At 68.2% G+C, this 20,670-nt stretch carries 18 protein-coding genes; 12 read left to right on the top strand and 6 right to left on the bottom strand.

The genetic code is table 11. The annotated features are described in order from the left end of the window. Position 1 precedes the first annotated feature (1 nt). From F6X38_RS09560 to F6X38_RS09545, 4 genes are all read right to left on the bottom strand, one after another. Entirely contained in the window at positions 2 to 1,162 is a 1,161-nt protein-coding gene (locus F6X38_RS09560) for an ABC transporter ATP-binding protein (RefSeq protein WP_150969476.1), read from the bottom strand. A gap of 74 nt (positions 1,163 to 1,236) precedes the next feature. Continuing rightward, the gene (locus F6X38_RS09555; RefSeq protein ID WP_150969475.1) at positions 1,237 to 2,334 is read right to left on the bottom strand and encodes a polyamine ABC transporter substrate-binding protein; all 1,098 of its coding nucleotides are present in this window, start codon (positions 2,332 to 2,334) and stop codon (positions 1,237 to 1,239) included. Between the two features lie 104 nt (positions 2,335 to 2,438). After that, entirely contained in the window at positions 2,439 to 2,960 is a 522-nt protein-coding gene (locus F6X38_RS09550) for a GNAT family N-acetyltransferase (protein ID WP_150969474.1), read from the bottom strand. 19 nt (positions 2,961 to 2,979) lie between these two features. Beyond that, complete coding sequence (locus tag F6X38_RS09545) at positions 2,980 to 3,771, bottom strand: aspartyl/asparaginyl beta-hydroxylase domain-containing protein (protein WP_150969473.1); 792 nt, start codon at positions 3,769 to 3,771, stop codon at positions 2,980 to 2,982. Between the two features lie 126 nt (positions 3,772 to 3,897). Between F6X38_RS09545 and F6X38_RS09540 the strand changes: the two genes are divergently transcribed. The 12 genes from F6X38_RS09540 (at position 3,898) to F6X38_RS09485 (ending at position 17,551) form a co-directional block, all read left to right on the top strand. Beyond that, positions 3,898 to 5,442, top strand: a complete 1,545-nt coding sequence (locus tag F6X38_RS09540; RefSeq protein ID WP_202617957.1) for a glutamine synthetase family protein — start codon at positions 3,898 to 3,900, stop codon at positions 5,440 to 5,442. After that, positions 5,442 to 6,728: an NAD(P)/FAD-dependent oxidoreductase gene (locus tag F6X38_RS09535; protein ID WP_150969472.1), complete on the top strand. Its 1,287-nt coding sequence runs from the start codon at positions 5,442 to 5,444 to the stop codon at positions 6,726 to 6,728. The genes F6X38_RS09540 and F6X38_RS09535 overlap by 1 nt, the downstream gene beginning before the upstream one ends. Positions 6,729 to 6,857: 129 nt before the next feature. Further along, on the top strand, positions 6,858 to 7,454 hold the full coding sequence (locus F6X38_RS09530; protein ID WP_150969471.1) for a biliverdin-producing heme oxygenase: 597 nt from the start codon (positions 6,858 to 6,860) through the stop codon (positions 7,452 to 7,454). Continuing rightward, positions 7,451 to 10,042 (top strand): HWE histidine kinase domain-containing protein, encoded by a 2,592-nt coding sequence (locus tag F6X38_RS09525; RefSeq protein ID WP_150969470.1) that lies wholly within the window; start codon positions 7,451 to 7,453, stop codon positions 10,040 to 10,042. Before F6X38_RS09530 ends, F6X38_RS09525 begins: the two co-directional genes overlap by 4 nt. A gap of 118 nt (positions 10,043 to 10,160) precedes the next feature. Next, positions 10,161 to 11,636 (top strand): glucose-6-phosphate dehydrogenase, encoded by a 1,476-nt coding sequence (zwf, locus tag F6X38_RS09520; RefSeq protein ID WP_150969469.1) that lies wholly within the window; start codon positions 10,161 to 10,163, stop codon positions 11,634 to 11,636. Between the two features lie 43 nt (positions 11,637 to 11,679). Next, positions 11,680 to 12,372, top strand: coding sequence for a 6-phosphogluconolactonase (pgl, locus tag F6X38_RS09515; RefSeq protein WP_150969468.1), 693 nt, complete (start codon positions 11,680 to 11,682; stop codon positions 12,370 to 12,372). 20 nt (positions 12,373 to 12,392) lie between these two features. Continuing rightward, positions 12,393 to 14,213, top strand: a complete 1,821-nt coding sequence (edd, locus tag F6X38_RS09510) for a phosphogluconate dehydratase (RefSeq protein WP_150969467.1) — start codon at positions 12,393 to 12,395, stop codon at positions 14,211 to 14,213. Between the two features lie 236 nt (positions 14,214 to 14,449). Then, positions 14,450 to 15,097 (top strand): trna delta -isopentenylpyrophosphate transferase, encoded by a 648-nt coding sequence (locus F6X38_RS09505; protein ID WP_150969466.1) that lies wholly within the window; start codon positions 14,450 to 14,452, stop codon positions 15,095 to 15,097. 219 nt (positions 15,098 to 15,316) lie between these two features. Next, positions 15,317 to 15,706, top strand: coding sequence for a hypothetical protein (locus tag F6X38_RS09500; protein ID WP_150969465.1), 390 nt, complete (start codon positions 15,317 to 15,319; stop codon positions 15,704 to 15,706). Positions 15,707 to 15,738: 32 nt separating this feature from the next. Continuing rightward, complete coding sequence (locus F6X38_RS09495; RefSeq protein WP_150969464.1) at positions 15,739 to 15,987, top strand: hypothetical protein; 249 nt, start codon at positions 15,739 to 15,741, stop codon at positions 15,985 to 15,987. Between the two features lie 44 nt (positions 15,988 to 16,031). After that, complete coding sequence (locus F6X38_RS09490) at positions 16,032 to 16,391, top strand: hypothetical protein (RefSeq protein WP_150969463.1); 360 nt, start codon at positions 16,032 to 16,034, stop codon at positions 16,389 to 16,391. Positions 16,392 to 16,474: 83 nt separating this feature from the next. Then, complete coding sequence (locus tag F6X38_RS09485; protein ID WP_150969462.1) at positions 16,475 to 17,551, top strand: catalase family protein; 1,077 nt, start codon at positions 16,475 to 16,477, stop codon at positions 17,549 to 17,551. 3 nt (positions 17,552 to 17,554) lie between these two features. Here F6X38_RS09485 and F6X38_RS09480 read toward each other — a convergent pair whose 3' ends face one another. Together F6X38_RS09480 and F6X38_RS09475 are read right to left on the bottom strand one after the other, a co-directional pair. Further along, positions 17,555 to 19,414, bottom strand: coding sequence for a GumC family protein (locus F6X38_RS09480; protein ID WP_150969461.1), 1,860 nt, complete (start codon positions 19,412 to 19,414; stop codon positions 17,555 to 17,557). Between the two features lie 101 nt (positions 19,415 to 19,515). Then, positions 19,516 to 20,475 carry an endo-1,4-beta-xylanase gene (locus tag F6X38_RS09475; RefSeq protein WP_246191274.1) on the bottom strand — a complete coding sequence of 320 codons (960 nt, stop codon included), beginning with the start codon at positions 20,473 to 20,475 and terminating at the stop codon, positions 19,516 to 19,518. Positions 20,476 to 20,670: the final 195 nt, after the last annotated feature.

The raw sequence follows: 20,670 nt of genomic DNA, 5'->3' as shown, positions 1-20,670 counted from the left end.
GTCAGCCCGTCAGCACCGCGCCGGCATCCGGCGCGAAGGTTAGCCACACGTCGTCGTGCCAGGTCAGCGGCTCGGCGGCGGAACGCGTCGCGTTGAGGACGGTGGCGCGCATCAGGCCGCCGGTCTTCAGCTTCACGACGTAGCAGGTCACGTCGCCGAGATAGGCGATGTCGTAGAGCTCGCCCTCGAAGGCGTTGCGGCTCGGGTCCTCCGGCGGGCGGCGGCCGATCCGCATCTTCTCCGGCCGCACCGCGAAGGCGACCGCCGTGCCCGGCGACACGGCGAGCGCCGAATCGACCTCAACGACCGAGCCGTTCGCCGCGATCCGCAGGCGGCCGTCCCGATGCTCATCCACCTTGCCGTCGATGAGGTTCACGTTGCCGATGAAGTCGGCGACATAGCGGCTCGCCGGGGCTTCGTAGATCACGGCGGGGATGGCGATCTGCGCGATCTTCCCCTCGCGCATCAGCGCGATGCGGTCGGCCATCACCATCGCCTCCTCCTGATCGTGCGTCACGATCACGAAGGTGAGGCCGAGATCGAACTGGAGATCGGTCAGCTCGAACTGCGTTTCCTCGCGCAGCTTCTTGTCGAGCGCGCCGAGCGGCTCGTCGAGAAGCACGACCTTCGGGCGCTTGGCGAGCGCGCGGGCGAGCGCCACGCGCTGCTGCTGGCCGCCGGAAAGCTGTTGCGGCTTGCGCCGGGCGAAGGGCGTGAGCTTGACGAGCTTCAGCATCTCGGCGACGCGGTCGTCGATCTCCGACCTCGCCATGCCGCTGTCCTGCTTCAGGCCGAAGGCGACGTTCTTCTCGACGCTCATGTGCGGGAAGAGCGCGTAGCTCTGGAACATCATGTTCACCGGCCGCTTGTGCGGCGGCACGCCGACGAGGCTCGCGCCGTCGAGCCGGAGGTCGCCGCTCGTCGGCTCCTCGAAGCCGGCGAGCATCCGCAGCAGCGTCGATTTCCCGCAGCCGGAGGGGCCGAGCAGCGCGAAGAACTCGCGGCTGTAGATGTTCAGCGACAGGTCGTCGACCGCCGTGAAGGTGCCGAAGCGCTTGGTGACGGCGGCGACCTCGATCAGCGGCGTCGAGGCCGGATCGTCCCAGGGTGCGAAGGTGCGGCGGATGCTGCCGAGGGATTTGGGCGAAAGCGTCGCTGCCATGGGCGCTCATGTGGAGGAACTGGACGGCCGGCTCCTGCCGGCCGCATGTGACGGGCCGATGACGGCGGCAGGCGTCAGCGCCCGGTCTTCACCGTGGTGAAGGCCCGGGTCACGAGGCGTTGCGCCTTCGCGTCGTAGGGCTGCTTGATGTAGAGGGTCTTCAGCACGGCCTCGTCGGGATAGACCGCCTTGTCGTCGAGGATCGACTTATCGAGCAGCGGCTGCGAGGCCTTGTTGCCGTTCGCGTAGGACACAAAGTTGCTCGCCTTTGCGATGATTTCCGGCCGCTGCATGTAGTTGATGAAGGCGAGCGCCTCGTCGACGTGCGGCGCGTCGGCGGGGATCGCCATCTGGTCGAACCACATCAGCGCGCCTTCCTTCGGGATGTGGTAGCTGATCTCGACGCCTTGCCCCGCTTCCGTCGCGCGCGACTTCGCCTGCAGCACGTCGCCGGAGAAGCCGACCGCGACGCAGATGTCGCCGTTGGCGAGCGCGTTGATATATTCGGACGAGTGGAACTTGCGCACGTTCGGCGCGGCCTTTGCCAGGAGTTCTTCCGCCTTCTTGATGTCGTCGGGCTTGGTCGAGTTCGGGTCTAGGCCGAGATAGCTGAGCGCCGCCGGAAACAGCTCGCTCGGCGCATCCAGCATGTAGATGCCGCAGCCCTTCAGCTTCTCGGCATTGGCCGGGTCGAAGACCAGCGCCCAGGAATCGACCGGCGCGTTCGGCAGCGCCTCCGCCACTTTCTTGTCGTTCACGCCGATGCCGGTCGTGCCCCACATGTAGTTGACGGAATACTCGTTGCCCGGATCGTAGTTGGCGACCTGCGCCTGCACGAAGTCCCACATGTTGGAAAGGTTCGGCAGCTTCGACTTGTCGAGCTTCTGGAAGACGCCGGCCTGGATCTGGCGCGACAGGAACTCGGCGGAAGGCACCACCACGTCGTAGCCGGTGCCGCCGGCGAGGAGCTTGGTTTCGAGGATCTCGTTGGAATCGTAGGTGTCGTAGACGACGTCGATCCCGGTTTCCTTCTTGAAGTCCTCGAGGATCGAGGCGTCGATGTAGTCCGACCAGTTGAAGATGCGAACCACCTTCTCCTGCGCCCCGGCCGCCGGCATCAGGCTGAGGAGAACGGCGGCGGCCGCCGCGCCTTTGAGGACCATCCGCTGCATCGGGCCTTGAGCCTTCCTTTGTCCGCATGTCGCCCGGAGCGGGCGGTTCGCCGCACTATTCAGCATGTCGCGGCATCTGCCTAGAGGTTCTGCAGCGCCGGTGTTCAGCCGGCGCGCGGCGTGAATTCCACCGCGCGCTTGCGGCGCAGGAGATAGCGCGCGCCCTCGCCGTAGGAGAGAAGCTTCTCGGCCGATACGTCGCGGCTCGCATCGGTGAAGCCGAAGCGTTCCCAGAACGGCACCGTGCCCCGGATCGCGACGAGGCCGGTCTCGCGGAAGGCCGCCCCGGCGTCGAGCGCGTGGTAGACGCCGATGCGAGCGTGGCCCGCCCCGCGCAGGCGCGGCGCGACGACGACGTCGTGGATGTAGTAGCCGTCGGCATCGGTCGGCAGCGCGCCGAGAATCGCGCCGAGCGGCGGCGGGTCGCGGAGCTTGGCGGGATGGGAAACGGCGTAGCCCTCGACGCCCGATTCGCCGAACAGCACCTGGCAACCGGCCGGGAAGATCGCGAGCCGGTCGGCGAAGACCTCGGCGCGCTCCTCGAAAGCGGGATGAACCTCTCGCGCCAGCGCGACCACGCCGTCGAGGTCGCTTGCCAGCATCTCGCGCCAGACAGGTTCGTCCATCCCAACGCCCCGACAGGTTCTACCGGTGCTTCCGGCCGGCTCCGTAGAACATCTTCTCCCACGCTTTGTGCGCCTTGTAACCCTCCCGGATGAAGGGCGTGAACATCGCGAGGTTGAGGATCGCCTTGTTCGTGAGGTTCGCCGGAAAGGTCATCGGCTTCTCGAAGTCGACGAACAGCACGACACGGACCTTGTCGGAGTGGTTCCAGGCCTCGTGCTCGTAGGCGTCGTCGAAGATCAGCGCCTTGCCTTCCTCCCAATGGCAAAGCCGGTCGGCGACGCGGATGGCGATCTTGTCCGGCTCCGGCGGCACGACGAGGCCGAGATGGAAGCGCAGGACGCCGTTATAGGGGCCGCGATGCGCCGGCAGGTGCTTGCCGGGCTCGAAGATCGAGAACATCGCCGACTTCAGTCCGGGAATCTTCTGCAGGATGCGCCAGGTCTCCGGGCACTGGCGGATCGCCTCCTCCGACTTGATGCCGTAGCCGCAGAGGAAGAAGGTCTTCCAGTTCTGGTCGGACGAGATCGAGCGGACTTCCGAGGAAATCTCGTGGAAGGCTGGAAGCTCGCCCTTGCGCACCAGCACGCGGTCGAGTTCGGCACGGATGAGCTTCCATTCCGCCTCCACTTCGCGCGCCCAGGGAAAGGCGTCGGTCGGGTAGACGGGCGGGTTGCCGACAGCGGAATGCTTGAGATTCAGCCGCTCCGCTCCCTCCACCAGCTTCATCACGGCGCGCGCCACCGCGCCGTTGCCGGACATGGTGTCCTCGATCCCGTCCGTCTTGGCCTTCTGCTCTGCACCTGCCGACATCGCGCGCCCCGTTCGATCAATCGAGCGGGACTGCGCCCGCCATGCTCCGGCGTCAAGCAGGAAGCGCGGCTTTCCTCGGCAGGGAGCCTCGGATATGTTCGGCCTCGAGCGTTTTCGAAGGGTCGCATGTCCGAAACGAGACCGAAGTCGTCGCGTCCGCAGACGCCCCAGCGGATCGGACGCAAGCCGCCGCTGGCCGGCGGCGGCAACGAGGCGACCCCGGTGGCGAGCCAGTCCCCCGCGCCGCGCCGCGACTTCGTCACCCCCGGAGCGGAGGCCGTGGAGGGGCCGCGCTCCTTCCTCGATTCGCGCCGCGGCGTCGCCTCGATGACCGAGGCGGTGGACTGGCTGCGCGTGCGCGGCATCGAAGACGTCGAATGCATCACGCCGGACCTTGCCGGCGTCCCGCGCGGCAAGATGATGCCGGCGAAGAAGTTCACCGGCAACACGTCGCTGGCGCTGCCCTCCGCCCTCTTCATGCACACGATTTCCGGCGAGTACCCGGAGGAGACCGGCGAGTTCCGCTATTCGCCGAACGACGGCGACCTGAAGCTGATGCCGGACCTGTCGACGCTCTCCGCCGTGCCGTGGGAGACCGACCCGACGGCGCAGGTGATCTGCGACCTCGTGGACACGCAAGGCGTCGCCGTCGGCTACACGCCGCGCAACGTCCTGAAGCGGGTTCTCTCCCTCTACGAATCGCGCGGCTGGCTGCCGATCGTCGCACCGGAGATCGAGTTCTACCTCGTCTCGAAGAACGTCGACCCGGACTATCCGCTCGTTCCCCCGATCGGCCGCTCCGGGCGGCAGATCCAGGGCGGGCAGGCCTATTCCATCGGCGGCGTCAACGAGTTCGACGAGCTGATCGACGACATCTACCACTTCTCGGACGCTCAAGGGTTGGAGATCGACACGCTGATCCACGAGGACGGCGCGGCGCAGCTCGAAATCAACCTGCGCCACGGCCATCCGGTGGAGCTTGCCGACCAGGTGTTCATGTTCAAGCGCACGATCCGCGAGGCGGCGATGAACCAGAACATCTACGCGACCTTCATGGCCAAACCCATCCAGGGCCAGCCGGGCTCGGCCATGCACATCCACCAGTCGGTGGTGGAGATCGAGACGGGCCGCAACGTCTTCTCCGAGCCCGACGGCTCGGCGTCCGAAACCTTCCGCCACTTCGTCGGCGGCATGCAGCGCTACGTGCCGGCGGCACTCGTCATGATGGCGCCGTACGTCAATTCCTACCGCCGCCTTGTCTACGGCATGTCGGCGCCGACCAACGTCGCCTGGGGCTACGACAACCGGACGACCGCGTTCCGGGTGCCGCCGTCCGACCCGGCGCAGCGGCGCGTCGAGAACCGTCTCCCCTCCTCCGACGCCAACCCCTATCTCGCGCTCGCGGCCTCGCTCGCCTGCGGCTGGCTCGGCATCGTCAATGGGATCGAACCGGACCAGCCGACCGACCGGACGGCGAACGAGGACGGCGGCATCTCGCTGCCGCGCGGCCTCCTCGAAGCCGTCGCCGCCTTCGAGGCGGAGGTGTCGTTCCAGGAAGTCTTCTCCCGGGAATTCGTCGGCACCTATGCCGGCATCAAGCGCGGCGAGCACGAGACGTTCATGCAGGTGATCAGCCCCTGGGAGCGCGAATACCTGCTGCTGCAGGTCTGATGGGAGACTACCAGTCCCCCATCTCGCCGGGCCGGTCCTGGTACGAGGACTCGGTCGGCGAGCGACCGGCCTATCGGGCGCTGGACGGCGATCTCGCGGTCGACGTCGTCGTGGTCGGCGGCGGCTTCACCGGCCTGTCGGCAGCGACGCATCTCGCGCAGCGCGGCGTCTCGGTCGCCGTCCTCGAAGCGCACCGCTTCGGCGACGGCGCCTCGGGCCGCAACGGCGGCCAGATGAACACCGGCCAGCGCCTGTGGCCGGAGGAACTGGAAGACACCTACGGCTTCGAGCGCTCGAAGGCGCTGTTCGATTTTGCCGAGGAGGCGAAGGCGCATCTCCTCGACTTCGCGAGGACGCAAGGGATCGACATCGACTACCGGCCGGGGCAACTCTCCGTCGCCCACAAGCGGCGGCTCGTCGCCGACTACCGCAGCCACGCGGAGACGATGCGCGAGCGCTACGGCTATCCGCATATCGCCTTCATGGACGCCGCCGAGACCGCCGAGCGCCTGGGTTCCGCCCAATACTTCGGCGGCACGCGCGACACCGGCACTGGGCACATCCATCCGCTGAAGCTCCTCGTCGGCTCGGCGAAGGCGGCTGCCGCCAACGGCGCGAAGCTCTTCGAGCGGACGCCGGTCCTGTCGCTGGCGAACGAGAACGGGCGGGTCCGCGCGAGAACCGTGCGCGGCACGGTCACCGCCGAGCGCGCGCTCCTCGCCACCAACGCGCATGGCGGCGGGCTGGAACCGGAGGCGGCGCGGCACATCATGCCGATCCGCTCCTTCATCGGTGCGACCGAGCCGCTGCCCGCCGGTTCGGACGTGCTTGCCGGCGGCGAGGCCGTCGACGACTCACGCTTCGTGGTGCGCTATTTCCGCCGGACCGCCGACGACCGTCTGCTGTTCGGCGGGCGCGAGGCCTATACGAGCGCGGCCGGCGAGATCGGCTCGCACATCCGGCGGATGATCGCCGCGACCTTCCCGCAGATCGCGGACCTGCCCCTCACGCATGCATGGGGCGGCTCGGTTGGGATCACGGTGGAGCGGATGCCCTTCGTGCGCACCGTCGCTCCCGGCGTCACCGCGATCGGCGGCTTTTCCGGCCACGGCGTGATGATGGCGAACTTCTCCGGCCGACTCTACGCCGAGCGCGTCACCGGCAACCGCGACCGCCTGCAGCTTCTCGAAGACCTGCGGATCACGCCCTTTCCGGGCGGGCGGCGCTTCGCGAACCCGATCCTGTTCCTGGCGATGACGTGGTTCGCGCTCCGCGACCGGTTTTGAGCCGGCCGCGTCGAGCTCCCGTGTTGAAATCGCAGCGGGAAAACTGCTAGGTCGCGTCCGGTTGAAACGGCAGCAGCGCAGACGTCGATCGAACCCTTTCCGGCACGGCCCGAGGCCCGCACCGAACCCTTGCCGGAGCCTTCGCTACGTTCGCGCCTGCGCGCCGAAACGCGGCCCGCGCACGAGCGCCTCGACGCGTCCTTCGCCGGCCTCGCCGAGGGCGATCCGACGGATTACGGCCTGTTCCTGCGGATGAACGAAGCCTGCCACGGCGCGATCGAGCCGCTGCTCGCCGCCTCGCCCCTCGCGGCGGCCCGGCCGAGATCGGCGGCGGGCGACCTCCACGCCGCGGCGCTCGCCGACGTCGAGGCGATGCGGTTGCGGCGGATCGTCCCCGCCGCCTTTCCGCTCGCGAAGCCGACGCTCGCCCAATCGCTCGGCATCGCCTATGTTGTCGAGGGATCGAAGCTCGGAGCCAGGCAGATCCTCCGCCGGCTGCGAAAAGCCGCCGACGAGGAAACGGATCGGCTCCCCGTGGCGTTTCTGGAAAGGGCGGCCGGGGGCGCCGACGGCTTCAAGGCCTTTCTCGAAATGGCCGAAACGCTCGTCGCGACCCGTGCGGAACAGGACGTGGCGGTCGAGGCGGCGGACGCGACGTTCGGTTACTTTCTTGATGTCGTGCGGCGCGCTGGCGCGGGCGACGAGCGCGGCGGTAGGGTGAATTGACGGCAGAACCGACAACCACGGACGAGCCGGTCGACCTTTCGAACTGCGACCGCGAGCCGATCCATCTTCTCGGCCACGTCCAGCCTTTCGGCTTCCTGGTGGCGGTCTCGATGGACTGGCTGATCCAGTACGTCTCGGCCAACGTGAAGGACTATCTCGGCGTCGAGCCGGACAACCTGCCGGGCGAGCCGCTGTCGGCGATCTTCCCCGAGACCGCGATCCACTCGATCCGCGGCCGCCTGCAGGTGCTCGCCTCGCACGACGGCTCGGAGCGCCTGTTCGGCTGCGACCTCCTCGGCCAGAACCGCTTCTTCGACGTGGCGGTGCACGTGTCCGGCTCCTCGATCATCATCGAGGCCGAGCCCGCCGAGACCGAGAAGGCGATCAATCCCGGCGCGCTCGTGAAGAGCATGATCGCGCGCATCCAGAAGACCGCCGATCTCGACCAGCTCTACCGCGAGAGCGTCAGGCAGCTTCGCGCCATCACGGGCTTCGATCGCGTGATGCTGTACCGCTTCGCCGGCTCGGGCGCCGGCGAGGTGATCGCCGAGTCGCTGCGCACCGGCCTCGACCCGTTCCTTGGCCTGAACTATCCGGCAACCGACATTCCGCGCCAGGCGCGCGCTCTCTACATCCGCAACCAGACGCGCATCATCGCCGACGTCAACGCCGTGCCGGTGCCGATCCTGCCGGCGGCCGACCCCTACGGCCAGCCGATCGACTTATCGCTGTCGCTCCTCCGCAGCGTCTCGCCGATCCATATCGAGTACCTGAAGAACATGCGGGTCTCCGCCTCGTTCTCGGTCTCGATCGTGATCGACGGCAAGCTGTGGGGTCTCTTCGCGCTGCACCACTACCAGCCGCGCCACCTGTCGATGGAGGTCCGGGCCGCGACGGAGCTCTTCGGGCAGATGGTGTCCTTCATCGTCGAGGGCCGCATCTACAAGGAGCGCCGCTCGGCGGAGGAAGCCGTACGCGAATTGCACGATCGCCTTATCGGCAAGATCGTCGCGACGACGCAGAGCATGGAGGCGCTGGCCGACTTCTCGGACGAGCTGAAGCAGATCATCGGCTGCGACGGGCTGGTCGTCTGGTCGAAGGGCGAAGCGCACGTGTCGGGTCGCGCCCCGACCGCCGACGAGCTGCCGGGACTCGCGCGCTTCCTCAACCGCGCCGCGGCGAGCCGCGTCTATTCGAGCTCCGAGCTCGCCGCCGTCTATCCGAAGGCGGCGGACTTCGCCGATCGCGGCGCGGGCGTCCTCGCGATCCCGATCTCGCGCAGTCCCCGCGACTACATCCTGTTCTTCCGCCGCGAGCTGATCCAGACCGTGAAGTGGGCGGGCAATCCGGAAGCGGCCAAGGAGATGACGACCGGGCCGAACGGCCCGCGCCTGACGCCGAGGAAGAGTTTCGAGGCCTGGCAGGAGACGGTGCGCGGCAAGTCGCGCGGCTGGACCGAATCCGACCTGAAGGCGGCCGAGGCGCTGCGCGTCTCGATCCTCGAAATCCTGCTCCGCTACAACGAGGAGACCGAACGCCAGCAGGGCATGGCCGCCCAGCGCCAGGAACTGCTGATCGCCGAACTCAACCACCGCGTCCGCAACATCCTCAGCCTCATGCGGGCGATCGTGGCGCAGTCGAAGCCGGGCGCGAACTCCGTCGACAACTTCGCCCGCATCATCGGCGGGCGCATTCAAGCGCTCGCTCGCGCGCACGACCAGATCACCAGCGACGACGCCGCCGCGACGCTGCTGCACGACATCATCGAGACCGAGGTCTCGGCCTATATCGCCGCCAAGGCGAGCCGGGTGCATCTCTCGGGGCCGGACATCTTCGTGGAAGCGAAGGCCTTCTCGACCCTGGCACTGGTGTTCCACGAGATGGTGACGAACTCGGCGAAGTATGGCGCTTTGTCCGACTCCTCCGGCTCGATCGACGTCGAATGGCGCATCGACGGGAACGACGCCTGCGCCATCGAGTGGCGCGAGCGTGGCGGCCCGCTGGTGCAGCCGCCGAAGCGGCGCGGTTTCGGCTCCACCATCATCGAGCGGTCGATCCCGCACGATCTCCAGGGCGAATCGAAAATCCGCTACGCACTGACGGGGCTCGAAGCCGAGTTCCTCTTGCCGCCTTCGGTGTTCCATACCGACCGGGTCGCCCGCCGCCGCGAGCCGGACATCGTGGAGACCATCCAGAACGGGCCGTCGTCCGCTGCCGCCGCGCCGCGATCCTACGATGGCATGAACGCCCTGGTTGTCGAAGACAACATGCTGATCTCGCTCGACGCCGAGCAGATGCTGGTCGATCTCGGGATGCAGCGGGTCTTTCTCGCGGCCAGCGTTGCCGACGCGCGCAAGGTCCTGTCCGAGGAGGCGATCTCCTTCGCCCTTCTCGACGTCAATCTCGGCTCGGAGACGAGCTTTCCGCTCGTCGCCAACCTTGCCGAGCGCAACATCCCCTTCGTATTCGCGACAGGCTACGGCGAGCAGGTCGACCTGCCGGCCGAGAACGGTCCCGTGCGGGCGTTGAAGAAGCCCTTCTCCGCCGAACAGTTGCAGGCTGCCGTTTCGGACATTCTTGCACGCTAGAAACAAATCTTGAAAACAGCGACAAGCGTCGCCCAAGCTCCGTGCTGGCATTTTTCAATCGATTAGATTATCGCCGCCGCAGGGCTCGGCGCGTCGCGCCATCTCGGGAAAGGAACCGATGACCAGCCAGATCATCCCGGTCGATCCGTTCGACTACGTCGTGTTCGGCGGCGGCGGCGACCTCGCCGAGCGCAAGCTCCTGCCGGCGCTCTACTACCGCGACCACGACGGGCAGTTGCCGGCGAGCGCGCGCATCATCGGCGCTTCGCGCTCGGCGACCTCCGACGAGGACTACCGCGCCTTCGCCCGCAAGGCGCTGGAAGACCATGTCGGCTCCGACAACCTGGAGGCCGAAGCGGTCGAGCGCTTCCTGTCGCGCCTGCACTACTACGCGGTCGACGCGCGCGCTGAGGAGGGCTGGGACGACCTGCGTCAGTTCCTGGACGACGGCGGCCGCGACCGCATCCGCGCCTTCTATCTCGCCGTGTCGCCGTCGATCTTCGGCGACATCGCCACCAAGCTCGCGGAAAAGGGGCTCGTCACCGACAACACCCGGCTCGTGGTGGAGAAGCCCGTCGGGCGCGACCTGAAGTCGGCGACCGAGCTGAACGACGTCCTCGGCCGGCACTTCCGCGAGGACCAGATCTTCCGGATCGACCACTATCTCGGCAAGGAGACGGTGCAGAACCTGATGGCGCTCCGGTTCGCCAACGCCCTCTACGAGCCGGTCTGGAACTCGACCCATATCGACCACGTCCAGATGACGGTGGCCGAGTCGGTCGGCCTCGAAGGCCGCGTCACCTACTACGACAAGGCCGGCGCGCTGCGCGACATGGTGCAGAACCACATCATGCAGCTCCTTTGCCTCGTCGCGCTGGAGCCGCCGTCGTCCATGACCGCCGACGCGTTGCGCGACGAGAAGCTGAAGGTGCTGCGGGCCCTCACCCCGATCGACGCGTCCAACGTCGAGACACGTACCGTGCGCGGCCAGTACCGGGCCGGCGCCTCCAAGGGCGGCGCGGTGAAGGGCTATGCGGAAGACCTGGGGGACACGAGCGACACCGAGACCTTCGTCGCGATCAAGGCGGAGATCGGCAACTGGCGCTGGGCCGGGGTGCCGTTCTACCTCAGGACCGGCAAGCGCCTGTCGCAGCGCATGAGCGAGATCGTCGTCACCTTCCGTTCGATCCCGCACTCGATCTTCGACGCCTCGGTCGGTCACGTGCAGCAGAACCAGCTCGTGATCCGTCTGCAGCCGGACGAGGGCGTGCGGCAATGGCTGATGATCAAGGACCCGGGTCCCGGCGGCATGCGGCTTCGGCACGTGCCGCTCGACATGAGCTTCGCCCAGTCGTTCCGCACCCGCAATCCGGACGCCTACGAGCGCCTCCTGATGGACGTGATCCGGGGCAACCAGACCCTGTTCATGCGGCGCGACGAGGTCGAGGCGGCGTGGCGCTGGGTCGACCCGATCCTGAAGGCCTGGGAGCAGCGCGCGATGAAGCCGCAGGGCTACACCGCGGGCACCTGGGGACCCTCCTCCTCCATCGCGCTGATCGAGCGCGATGGGCGGACCTGGCACGAACCGGAATAAGGGCGGATCGCTGCCGGCGGCGGCGAGCGGAACGGAGGCTGCCATGATGCATCGCTACGAGAACCGCGAGGCGCTCGCCGAAGCGCTGGCGGCCGGCGTCGCCGCCGTGCTGGCCGGCGGCATCGCGACGCGCGGCGGCGCGACCCTCGCCGTATCCGGCGGCTCGACGCCGAAGCTGTTCCTCCAGACGCTCGCGAAGGCCGACATCGACTGGGCGAGCGTCTGCGTGACGCTCGTCGACGAGCGCTGGGTGCCGGAATCGAGCGACCGTTCGAACACCGCCTTTCTCCGCCGCCACTTCCTGCAGGGGCCGGCGGCGCAGGCTCGCTTCGAGCCGCTGCACGAGGACGCGGAGGCGCCGGAAGACGTGCTGGACGAGATCGAGGCCCGCTTCTCGCGCCTGCCCAGGCCGTTCGATGCCGTGATCCTCGGCATGGGCGGCGACGGGCACACCGCCTCGTTCTTTCCCGGCGGCGATCGGCTGGTGGACGCGCTCGATCCGGCGGGACGCCTCAGCGTCGTGCCGATGCGGGCGGGAGGCGCGGGCGAGCCGCGCGTGACGCTGACCCTGCCGCGCCTCGCCGACGCGCGTTTCCTCGCGATCCACATCGAGGGGATCGAGAAGCTGAGGGCGCTGGAGGCCGCCGAGGCCGCCGGCCCCGAGACCGAATACCCGGTTCGCGCCGTGCTCCGCGCGCCCCGCGAACAGCCGCTCCAGATCTTCTGGGCACCCTGACCGACCGGAGGCCACACGCCATGACCGCCGACCGCCGTATCGAAGCCATCACCGAGCGCATCCGCGAACGCTCGTTGCCGACGCGCGAGGCCTATCTCGCCCGCATCGCCGAGAAGCAGGCGAAGGGCCCGAAGCGCTCGCGTCTGTCCTGCGGCAACCTCGCTCATGGCTTCGCGGCCTGCGGGCCGGACGAGAAGGCCCGGCTCGTCGGCGACCAGGTGCCGAATCTCGGCATCGTCTCCGCCTTCAACGACATGCTGTCGGCGCATCAGCCCTACGAGACCTATCCGGCGATCATCCGCGACGTCGCGCGCGAGTTGGGCGCGACCGCGCAGGTCGCGGGCTGCGTGCCGGCGATGTGCGACGGCGTCACGCAAGGGCAGACCGGCATGGAGATGAGCCTCTTCTCGCGCGACGTGATCGCGATGGCCGCCGCCGTCGGCCTCAGCCACGACATGTTCGACGCCGCCGTCTATCTCGGCATCTGCGACAAGATCGTGCCCGGCCTCGTCATCGCCGCCCTCTCCTTCGGTCACCTCCCGGCGATCTTCGTGCCGGCCGGCCCGATGACCTCCGGCATTCCGAACGACGAGAAGGCGCGGGTACGCCAGCTCTACGCCGAGGGCAAGGCCAGCCGCGCCATGCTGCTGGAGGCCGAATCGAAGAGCTACCACGGCCCCGGCACCTGCACCTTCTACGGCACGGCGAACTCGAACCAGATGCTGATGGAGATCATGGGCCTGCATATGCCGGGCGCGTCCTTCGTCAATCCGGGCACGCCGCTCCGCGACGCGCTCACTAGGGAGGCGGCGCGTCGGGCGCTCGCGATCACCGCGCTCGGCAACGAGTACACGCCGGCCGGCCTCGTCGTCGACGAGCGCGCCGTGGTGAACGGCGTCGTCGGGCTGCATGCGACGGGCGGCTCCACCAACCACACGATGCATCTCGTCGCGATGGCCGCAGCGGCCGGCATCCGCCTCACCTGGCAGGACATCTCGGACCTGTCGGAGGTGACGCCGCTCATCGCGCGCGTCTACCCGAACGGGCTCGCCGACGTGAACCATTTCCACGCGGCCGGCGGCATGGGCTTCCTGATCCGCGAACTGCTCGGCCACGGCCTCCTGCACGACGACGTCCGCACCACTTTCGGCACCGGGCTGTCCGGCTACACGGTAGAGGCGAGGCTCGGCGGGGACGGCTCGGTCGAGCGCGTACCGGTGCCGGTGGAGAGCGGCGATCCGAAGGTGCTGACCACCGCCGACAAGCCGTTCTCGGCGAACGGGGGCCTCCGGATCATGACCGGCAATCTCGGCGAGGCGGTGATCAAGGTCTCGGCAGTGAAGCCGGAACGCCGCATCGTCGAAGCGCCGGCGAAGGTCTTCCACGACCAGGACGAGATGAAGCAGGCCTTCGATGCCGGCGAACTCACCGGCGACTTCGTGGCGGTGGTGCGCTTCCAGGGCCCGAAGTCGAACGGCATGCCGGAGCTCCACAAGCTGACGCCGCTCCTCGGCGTGCTGCAGGATCGCGGCCAGAAGGTCGCTCTCGTCACCGACGGGCGGATGTCCGGGGCGTCGGGCAAGATCCCGGCGGCGATCCACGTGACGCCGGAAGCCAAGGCCGGCGGCGCGATCGGCAAGATTCGGGACGGCGACGTGATCCGGGTCGACGGCGAGGCCGGCCTTCTCGAGATCCTGGTGGACGAGGAGGACTTCGCGCGCCGGCCGCTTGCCGAAGCCGACCTGTCGGGGAACGAATTCGGGCTCGGCCGCGAACTCTTCGCACCGTTCCGCGCGATGGTCGGCAATGCCAGCCACGGCGCGAGCGTCTTCACCTACTGACACCGCCGCATCGCCGGGACGGACAACGCGTCCGTTCCGGCATCCCTGCCCTTGCACCGTCGCCCCGAAGTGAACATATAGGGAACATAGAGTTTACGGATGCGATATCGCCCGGTGGCGCGGAACGAACGCGTGCCGAGACCGATATACCCGCCGGGCCGCCCATCCGCCGCATATGTCACGAGTTCGGTTCGAGATCCGCGTCCGCCGGGAGCGCCGAGACAGGGAGCTGACGAATGAACGCGGCCGACAAGCAGATTTCCGATATCCTGGCCAAGTACGGCGAGCCCTTCGCCGGGAACATCTGGCGCGTGCAGGGCAACGCCGTCATCTATCACAAGGCGCTGGAGCGGATCGCGGCGCAGGCGAAGATCACCTACGACATGCCGACGATCCTCCGTTCCGAGCGCGACGAGGCCGTGATCCTCGTCACCGGGCACATGGGCGAGCGGTCCGAATGGTCGATCGGCGAGGCGCTGATCGACGTGAACTATCGCGTCTCCGGCCGGCAGGCGGCCTATGTCTATGCGATGGCCGAGAAGCGGGCGAAGGACCGCGTGATCCTGAAGCTGATCGAGTTGCACGGCCTCGTCTATTCCGAGGAAGAAGCGGACGATTTCAAGGAGGCTCGGCCTGTCGCGGGCAAGACGCTTGCCGTCGGCAAGCCGAAGGCGGAGACGGTCGTACTCGAAAGCGATGCCGGGGCGGAACTGAAGGCGAAGATCGACGCTGCGAAGACGATCAACGCCGTGACCGATCTGATGCTCGATGCCGGCACGCAGAAGAACTTGGGCGAACTGCCGCCGGGCGTGCGCGACGAGGTCCGAGACTACGCGAAGGCACGTCTGGTGGCGCTCGGCTGGCCGCAGAAGAAGGCGGCCTGAGGAAGGTGCCTGCGCCCATCGTCATTGGACGGACGACGCGTCCACTGAGCGACAATCGCTCGCGAATATAAGCACTTGATCGGGCGACGAGCATTGCGGCGACCGACTCGCCCCGCTATATGTGTTCCCGTTCTGTTCTTTTCGGAAACGGGCTCCTGCTCGCTGCGAACAGATGAACGGAATTGCGATCGGGCAACGGGTACGAGAGGCGCGGCCAGCATGGGTACCGACGGAACGCTCTTCGAAAACCGGGACTGGGCGGTGACGGCGGAGGGGCTGGAGCACCAGCCGACCGGCTACTTCATCGAGCGCGAGCAACTCGGTCGCAAGCGGGGCGACGGCTTTCTGGCATGGCCGCTGCACATGCTGGAAAAGGCCTGGATCGCGCCGGACACCTTCGCCGAAGCCTTCGTCGCGGCGGCCCGGCTTTTCGTGCTTCCGGGCGACGCCCTCGCTTCGACCTTCGCCGAAGCCGGTCTCACCGAAGCCGCTTCCGGCTGGCGGCGGCGGACGGCCGAGATCGTGCCGCACCCGGCGCTTTCCGTGCCGGACAAGGCGGATAAGCGGGAAGACCATCGTGAAACGGCGGCGCGACGCCGGTGCGGCTGACCTGCGCTTCGCATAAAGAATGGGATCGGAACATGACTGAGATCGATGTCGACATGGCCATCCATGCGATGAGCGAGGCCGTCGAGGGGCTGCTCGCCGCCGTGCGGGACAAGCACGGACGCGAGCACGTCGCCGCCAACCGGCAGCGGCTCGTCGAGGAGGTCGGCCGCCTCTACGATAGCCTGAACGTTCCGGGCGATGCGCCGGCAGCGCGGCCGTCGACGGTTTCCCGCCCTCGCGGGCGAAGCACGGCGAGCGTCCCGCAGCGCCGCGTCGCCTGAAGCTGCGGGCTTCGCAACGGGAGGTACGGGAGGAGGATCGACGGATGACGGACCCGAAAAACGAGACGCTCGCCGCTCTGGGCGAACTCGAACTCGCTGTCCGCGAGGCGAAGCGCGCGGTGGCGCGCGAGGGCTTCGACCTTTCTCATCGCGGCCACGCCTCGCGCATCGACCTAGCGAACCGCCTGAGCACCAGCCTGTCGCGCCGCTTCGCCGAGGCGCTCCACGCGGTGAACGGCATGGCGATCGGCCATGACCTCGTCGATCCGGACTATGCCGACATCGTCGCCTCCGTCATCGCGGATGCCTGCGCGGACGAATACGAGCCGGCCGTGGAGCGGCAGCGCTCGCTCGCCGCGGCAGAGGCGCGCGAGACGGCGTTCGGCCGTCGTTTGGCTGCCTAAAGAACGGGCCACCCTTCGTTCCCGCGCAGGAGGAACGGATCGTTCGTGCAACGATTTCAATCGGGTTCTCAGGAGGCCTTCCGATGCCCGTTGGAGTACCCGTACGCTATTCGCCCGCAGTTGAGGACGTTCGTCCCGGCGAGGGAGAAACCGTCCGGCACCTAAACGAGACCTTCGACACGATCCTCGAGACCACGGCGAACGACTACGGCCACGCCGTCCGCTCGGTCCACGCGAAGGCGCACGGTATCCTGGAAGGCACGCTGGACATCGCGGAAGGGCTCCCGCCGGAACTGGCGCAAGGGCTGTTCGCCAAGCCGGGCCGGCATCGGGTCTACCTGCGGATTTCGACCAATGCCGGCGACATCCTGCCGGACGCGATCTCGCTGCCGCGCGGCGTGGCGCTGAAGGTGCTGGATGTCGAGGGCGAGCGGCTGCTCGGTGCCGAAGGCGGCGCCCAGGACTTCGTCATGGTGAACGGCCCGGTGTTCCAGACGAAGACCGCCGACCAGTTCCTCGGCAACCTCAAGCTGCTAGCCGGGACGACCGACAGGCTGGAAGGCACGAAGAAGGTGATGTCGGCGGTGCTGCGCGGCGTCAACACGGCGCTCGGCGCGGTCGGCATCGAGAGCTCGAAGCTGCAGTCGCTCGGCGGCGCGCCGAACGTCGACCCGCTCGGCGAGACCTATTACAGCGTCACACCGTTCCGCTACGGCGACTACATCGCCAAGTTCTCCCTCGCCCCCGCATCGCCGGAGCTGAAGGCACTGAGCGGCAAGACGATCGACGCCGGCGGCCGACCGGACGCGATCCGCGAGACCGTGCAGGCGGAAATGCAGGGGATCACCGCGGTCTGGGACCTGCGCGTCCAGCTCTGCCGCGACCTCGACAAGCAGCCGGTCGAGGACCCGACGGTGGAATGGAAGGAGGACGAAGCCCCGTTCCAGACCGTCGCGACGGTCACCGTCGCGATGCAGGACAGTTGGGACGAGGCGCGTGTCCAGGCGGTGAACGAGGAGATGCGCTTCAGCATCTGGACCGGGCTCGCCGCGCACCAGCCGCTCGGCAACATCAACCGGGCACGGCGGGACACCTACAGGCATTCCGCCGAATTTCGGCAGCGCTTCAACCGCTGCCCGATCCACGAACCGGCAGGCTGAGCCTCAAGCCAGCCGGCGCCTGCGGATTTCCGTGATCGCCGCGCGGACCGAGCGGAGCTCATGCTCGATCAGCTCGGTTTCCGGCCGGCGGGTCGCCGCGTGATCCGCGCTGACGCCGATCGCACGCAACCGCTCGCGCAGAGCGGTGCGCGCATCGCCGGGCGGTAGCGGGGGGATCGAAACGGTCGGCGGGGTCATGACCGCCGCTGGCGCATCCTCATGGGGAGCATCGACCGGCTCGACATCCGCAACGACCTGCGGCGGTGGGATGGTCGGCACCGCTTCCGGCAGCGGCGCCGCGGCGGCGCGGCGATGCGCGGCGCGGTCGGCTTCCGTCCAGATCGCGCGTCCCGAGCGCGGCGCGGCGGCTTCGCGCCGGTCGAGCCGCAGGAAGCCGACGGCAAGGCGCAGCATGGCGATGCCAGCGAGCAGGCTGAGCCCGAGCACGAAACCGGCGACGGCGCCCGCGACCGCGATCAGCTTGCGCGACGGGCCGTTCGACCGGATCGGCGCGGTGGCCTCGCTGATCACGTGGATGTTCGCGGTGTTGAGGCTCTCCTGCTCGCTGGTCTCGCGGGCACGGAGGAGGAACGCCTCGTAGACGGCGCGCGAGGCATCGACCTCGCGCTCCAGCTCGCGCAGCTTCACGAAGGACTCGCTGGTCAGGATCTGCTTCGACTTCAGTTCGTCGAGCTGCGTCGTCAGATCGCGCTCGGTGCTTTCCGCCCGCGCCAGCTCGGTCTGGCCCGCGGCGACGATGCGGCCGAGCTCGCGGCGGATGGAATCGCGCGCCGCGCCGAGCGCGCTCTCGATCGCGATGCGCTGCGGATGGCGCGGCCCGAGCTTCGCCGCCAGGCTCGCGGCCTGCTGCGCGAGGTCCGCCGCGTTCTGGCGCAGCCGCACCAGCGACTCTGAACTCAGTTCCTCCGGCAGCGCCCCCTTCACCACGTCGTCGACGCTGGCTTCGCGCAGTGAGTCCGCCTTCACGCGCAGCGCGGTGATGTCGGCGCGCGCCCGGGCGAGTTGGTCGTTGATGCGGGTGATGTACTCGTCGTCGACGAGCTTGCCGTTGACGCCGATCAGCGAGTTCTTCGTCTTGTAGTCCTCGACGCGGCTCTCGGCTTCGCCGACCGTCTTCTGCAGCTCGCTGAGGCGCGACGACAGCGCCACGGTCGCGCGGCGCGCCGTATCGGACTGGATGCGGCCGATCTCGGCCATGAAGCTGTCGCCGACGAGATTGGCGAGCCGCGCCGACTTCGCGGCATTCTCGGTCTTCACCGACAGCGTGATGATGAAGCTCTTCGGTTCGCGCGCGACGGTCAGCGCATGGCGCAGCGCCTCGTTGACCCTGACGCTCGCTTCGGCCGGGCTGACCGGTTTCGCGGGTTCCATCAGCTTCGCGACGGAGGGCGGCAGCAGCGACAGGACGCCGGTGCGCCGCTCGCCGTTGAACTCGGGATCGTTGGCGAGATCGCCCTTGGCGATCACGTCCGACAGGACGCGGTCCGAGGTCGCGACCGCCGTCTGGCTCTCGATCAGCGCCAGCGTCGCGTCGGAGGGCAGCGCGTTCGGCGCCACCTCGTTCTGCACCACCTTCAGGTCGCGCGGATCGAGGAGGATCGACGTCGAGGCGAGGTAGGTCTTCGGCGTCGCGGAGGCGAGCATGATGCCGAGGCCAAGCCCGGCGGCGGTGGTCGCTACGGCCAGCCAGCGCCAGCGCCAGACGAAGCGGCTGACATAGACGGGGTCGAACGTCGCCGCGACCCGCCGCCGCCGCTCGGGGCCCGCATAGCTCGACGCCGCCTCGGCCTCACGGGACCGCGCCTCGCTCTGCGTCGGATGGGGATCGGTCGAGGTGAACATGCCGGAGGGGTGCCCTAGTGAGGCCGCTTCCCCCGAATGTCGGCGGAAAAACCGAAAATATCCTTAACCAACCGTAAGCGCGCGAACCGCGCGGCGCCGGCTCAACCTTCGCGCAAGCGTTTCTCGATCAGCCTGAACCAGTGCTTCGGGCGGCCCGTCGCGTCGAAGGGGAGCGGACGCGACGGCGTGCCGTCGCCGTGCGGCATCACGTCGTCGACCCAGCTATGGCGATCCGTCATGCCCCAGGCGATCACCGCGAGCGGCGGGCCGGCGGCGAAGACGCCTTCGAGAAGGTCGCCGACGCTTTTCGCCGCCGCCGCATCCTGGCCCGCCGGGCCGCCAGAAATCTTCCAGTCGATCACGTCGAGTTCCGTGACGATGAGCGCGATGCCCATCCGCTTCAGCGCCTCGCCGAACCGACCCAGCGCCTCGATGTCGACGGCCTGGTCGGCGTAGAGGTGCCCCTGGATGCCGACGGCGTCGATGCGGATCGCGGCGTCCTGAAGCTGCCGGGCGATCTCGACGATGCTCGCGCGGCGTCGGTCGTAGCGCTCGCCGCGAAATTCGAGGTCGTAGTCGTTGAGGACGAGCTTCGCCTTCGGGTCGGCGCCCGCGACCGCCCGGAAGGCGATCGGGATGTGGCGGCTGCCGAGCGCGCGTTGCCAGAACGAGTCGCGCATCGGCGCGTCGTAGGGCGCCTCGTGGGCGACCACCTCGTTGCAGACGTCCCAGCTCTCCAGCCGCCCGGCATAGCGGCCGACCACGGCGTCGACGTGCCGGCGCAGTTCCGTTTCGATCTCGCGCGGATCGTTCAGCGCCGCCAGCCAGGGCGGCACGCCGTTCCACCAGACGACGGTATGGCCGCGCGAGCGCTTGCCGTTTTCGGTTGCGAAATCGACCAGCCGGTCGGCCGGCTCGAAGGCGAAAACCTCCCGCTCGGGATGCACCAGATCGAACTTCAGTTCGTTCATCGGCAGGACGATGTCGCAGTGGTCGCGGAACAGCGCCCGGTAGCCGGCATCGTCGAAATATTCGGCCTGAATGGCCGAGCCGAACGGCACTCGCCGCGGCGCGGCAGCGAAGGCGGGACCGGAAGCGACTACCGCAGCAGAGGCCGCACCTGCCAGCAGGGAACGCCGCGTTAAGCCCGTGCCGCTACCGTGCCGCCCCAACAAATCATGCTTTGCAAAGCTCGCTGGGGTGCGGCAAGTTGTCATCGGGTTCGGCCACCGGGCTGCAACGGAACGGCGTGAAGC

The organism is Plantimonas leprariae (assembly GCF_008802405.1).
Lineage (GTDB): Bacteria > Pseudomonadota > Alphaproteobacteria > Rhizobiales > Rhizobiaceae > Plantimonas > Plantimonas leprariae.
Note: the sequence above shows the minus strand (reverse complement) of the source record. Positions and strands in the feature narration are given on the sequence as shown.

What these genes read in the sequence shown, in the direction of transcription:
- F6X38_RS09560 (WP_150969476.1), bottom strand. Translation starts at nt 1,162, where the DNA reads ATGGCAGCGACGCTTTCGCCCAAATCCCTCGGCAGCATCCGCCGCACC.
- F6X38_RS09555 (WP_150969475.1), bottom strand. Translation starts at nt 2,334, where the DNA reads ATGCAGCGGATGGTCCTCAAAGGCGCGGCGGCCGCCGCCGTTCTCCTC.
- F6X38_RS09550 (WP_150969474.1), bottom strand. Translation starts at nt 2,960, where the DNA reads ATGGACGAACCTGTCTGGCGCGAGATGCTGGCAAGCGACCTCGACGGC.
- F6X38_RS09545 (WP_150969473.1), bottom strand. Translation starts at nt 3,771, where the DNA reads ATGTCGGCAGGTGCAGAGCAGAAGGCCAAGACGGACGGGATCGAGGAC.
- F6X38_RS09540 (WP_202617957.1), top strand. Translation starts at nt 3,898, where the DNA reads ATGTCCGAAACGAGACCGAAGTCGTCGCGTCCGCAGACGCCCCAGCGG.
- F6X38_RS09535 (WP_150969472.1), top strand. Translation starts at nt 5,442, where the DNA reads ATGGGAGACTACCAGTCCCCCATCTCGCCGGGCCGGTCCTGGTACGAG.
- zwf (WP_150969469.1), top strand. Translation starts at nt 10,161, where the DNA reads ATGACCAGCCAGATCATCCCGGTCGATCCGTTCGACTACGTCGTGTTC.
- pgl (WP_150969468.1), top strand. Translation starts at nt 11,680, where the DNA reads ATGATGCATCGCTACGAGAACCGCGAGGCGCTCGCCGAAGCGCTGGCG.
- edd (WP_150969467.1), top strand. Translation starts at nt 12,393, where the DNA reads ATGACCGCCGACCGCCGTATCGAAGCCATCACCGAGCGCATCCGCGAA.
- F6X38_RS09505 (WP_150969466.1), top strand. Translation starts at nt 14,450, where the DNA reads ATGAACGCGGCCGACAAGCAGATTTCCGATATCCTGGCCAAGTACGGC.
- F6X38_RS09500 (WP_150969465.1), top strand. Translation starts at nt 15,317, where the DNA reads ATGGGTACCGACGGAACGCTCTTCGAAAACCGGGACTGGGCGGTGACG.
- F6X38_RS09495 (WP_150969464.1), top strand. Translation starts at nt 15,739, where the DNA reads ATGACTGAGATCGATGTCGACATGGCCATCCATGCGATGAGCGAGGCC.
- F6X38_RS09490 (WP_150969463.1), top strand. Translation starts at nt 16,032, where the DNA reads ATGACGGACCCGAAAAACGAGACGCTCGCCGCTCTGGGCGAACTCGAA.
- F6X38_RS09485 (WP_150969462.1), top strand. Translation starts at nt 16,475, where the DNA reads ATGCCCGTTGGAGTACCCGTACGCTATTCGCCCGCAGTTGAGGACGTT.
- F6X38_RS09480 (WP_150969461.1), bottom strand. Translation starts at nt 19,414, where the DNA reads ATGTTCACCTCGACCGATCCCCATCCGACGCAGAGCGAGGCGCGGTCC.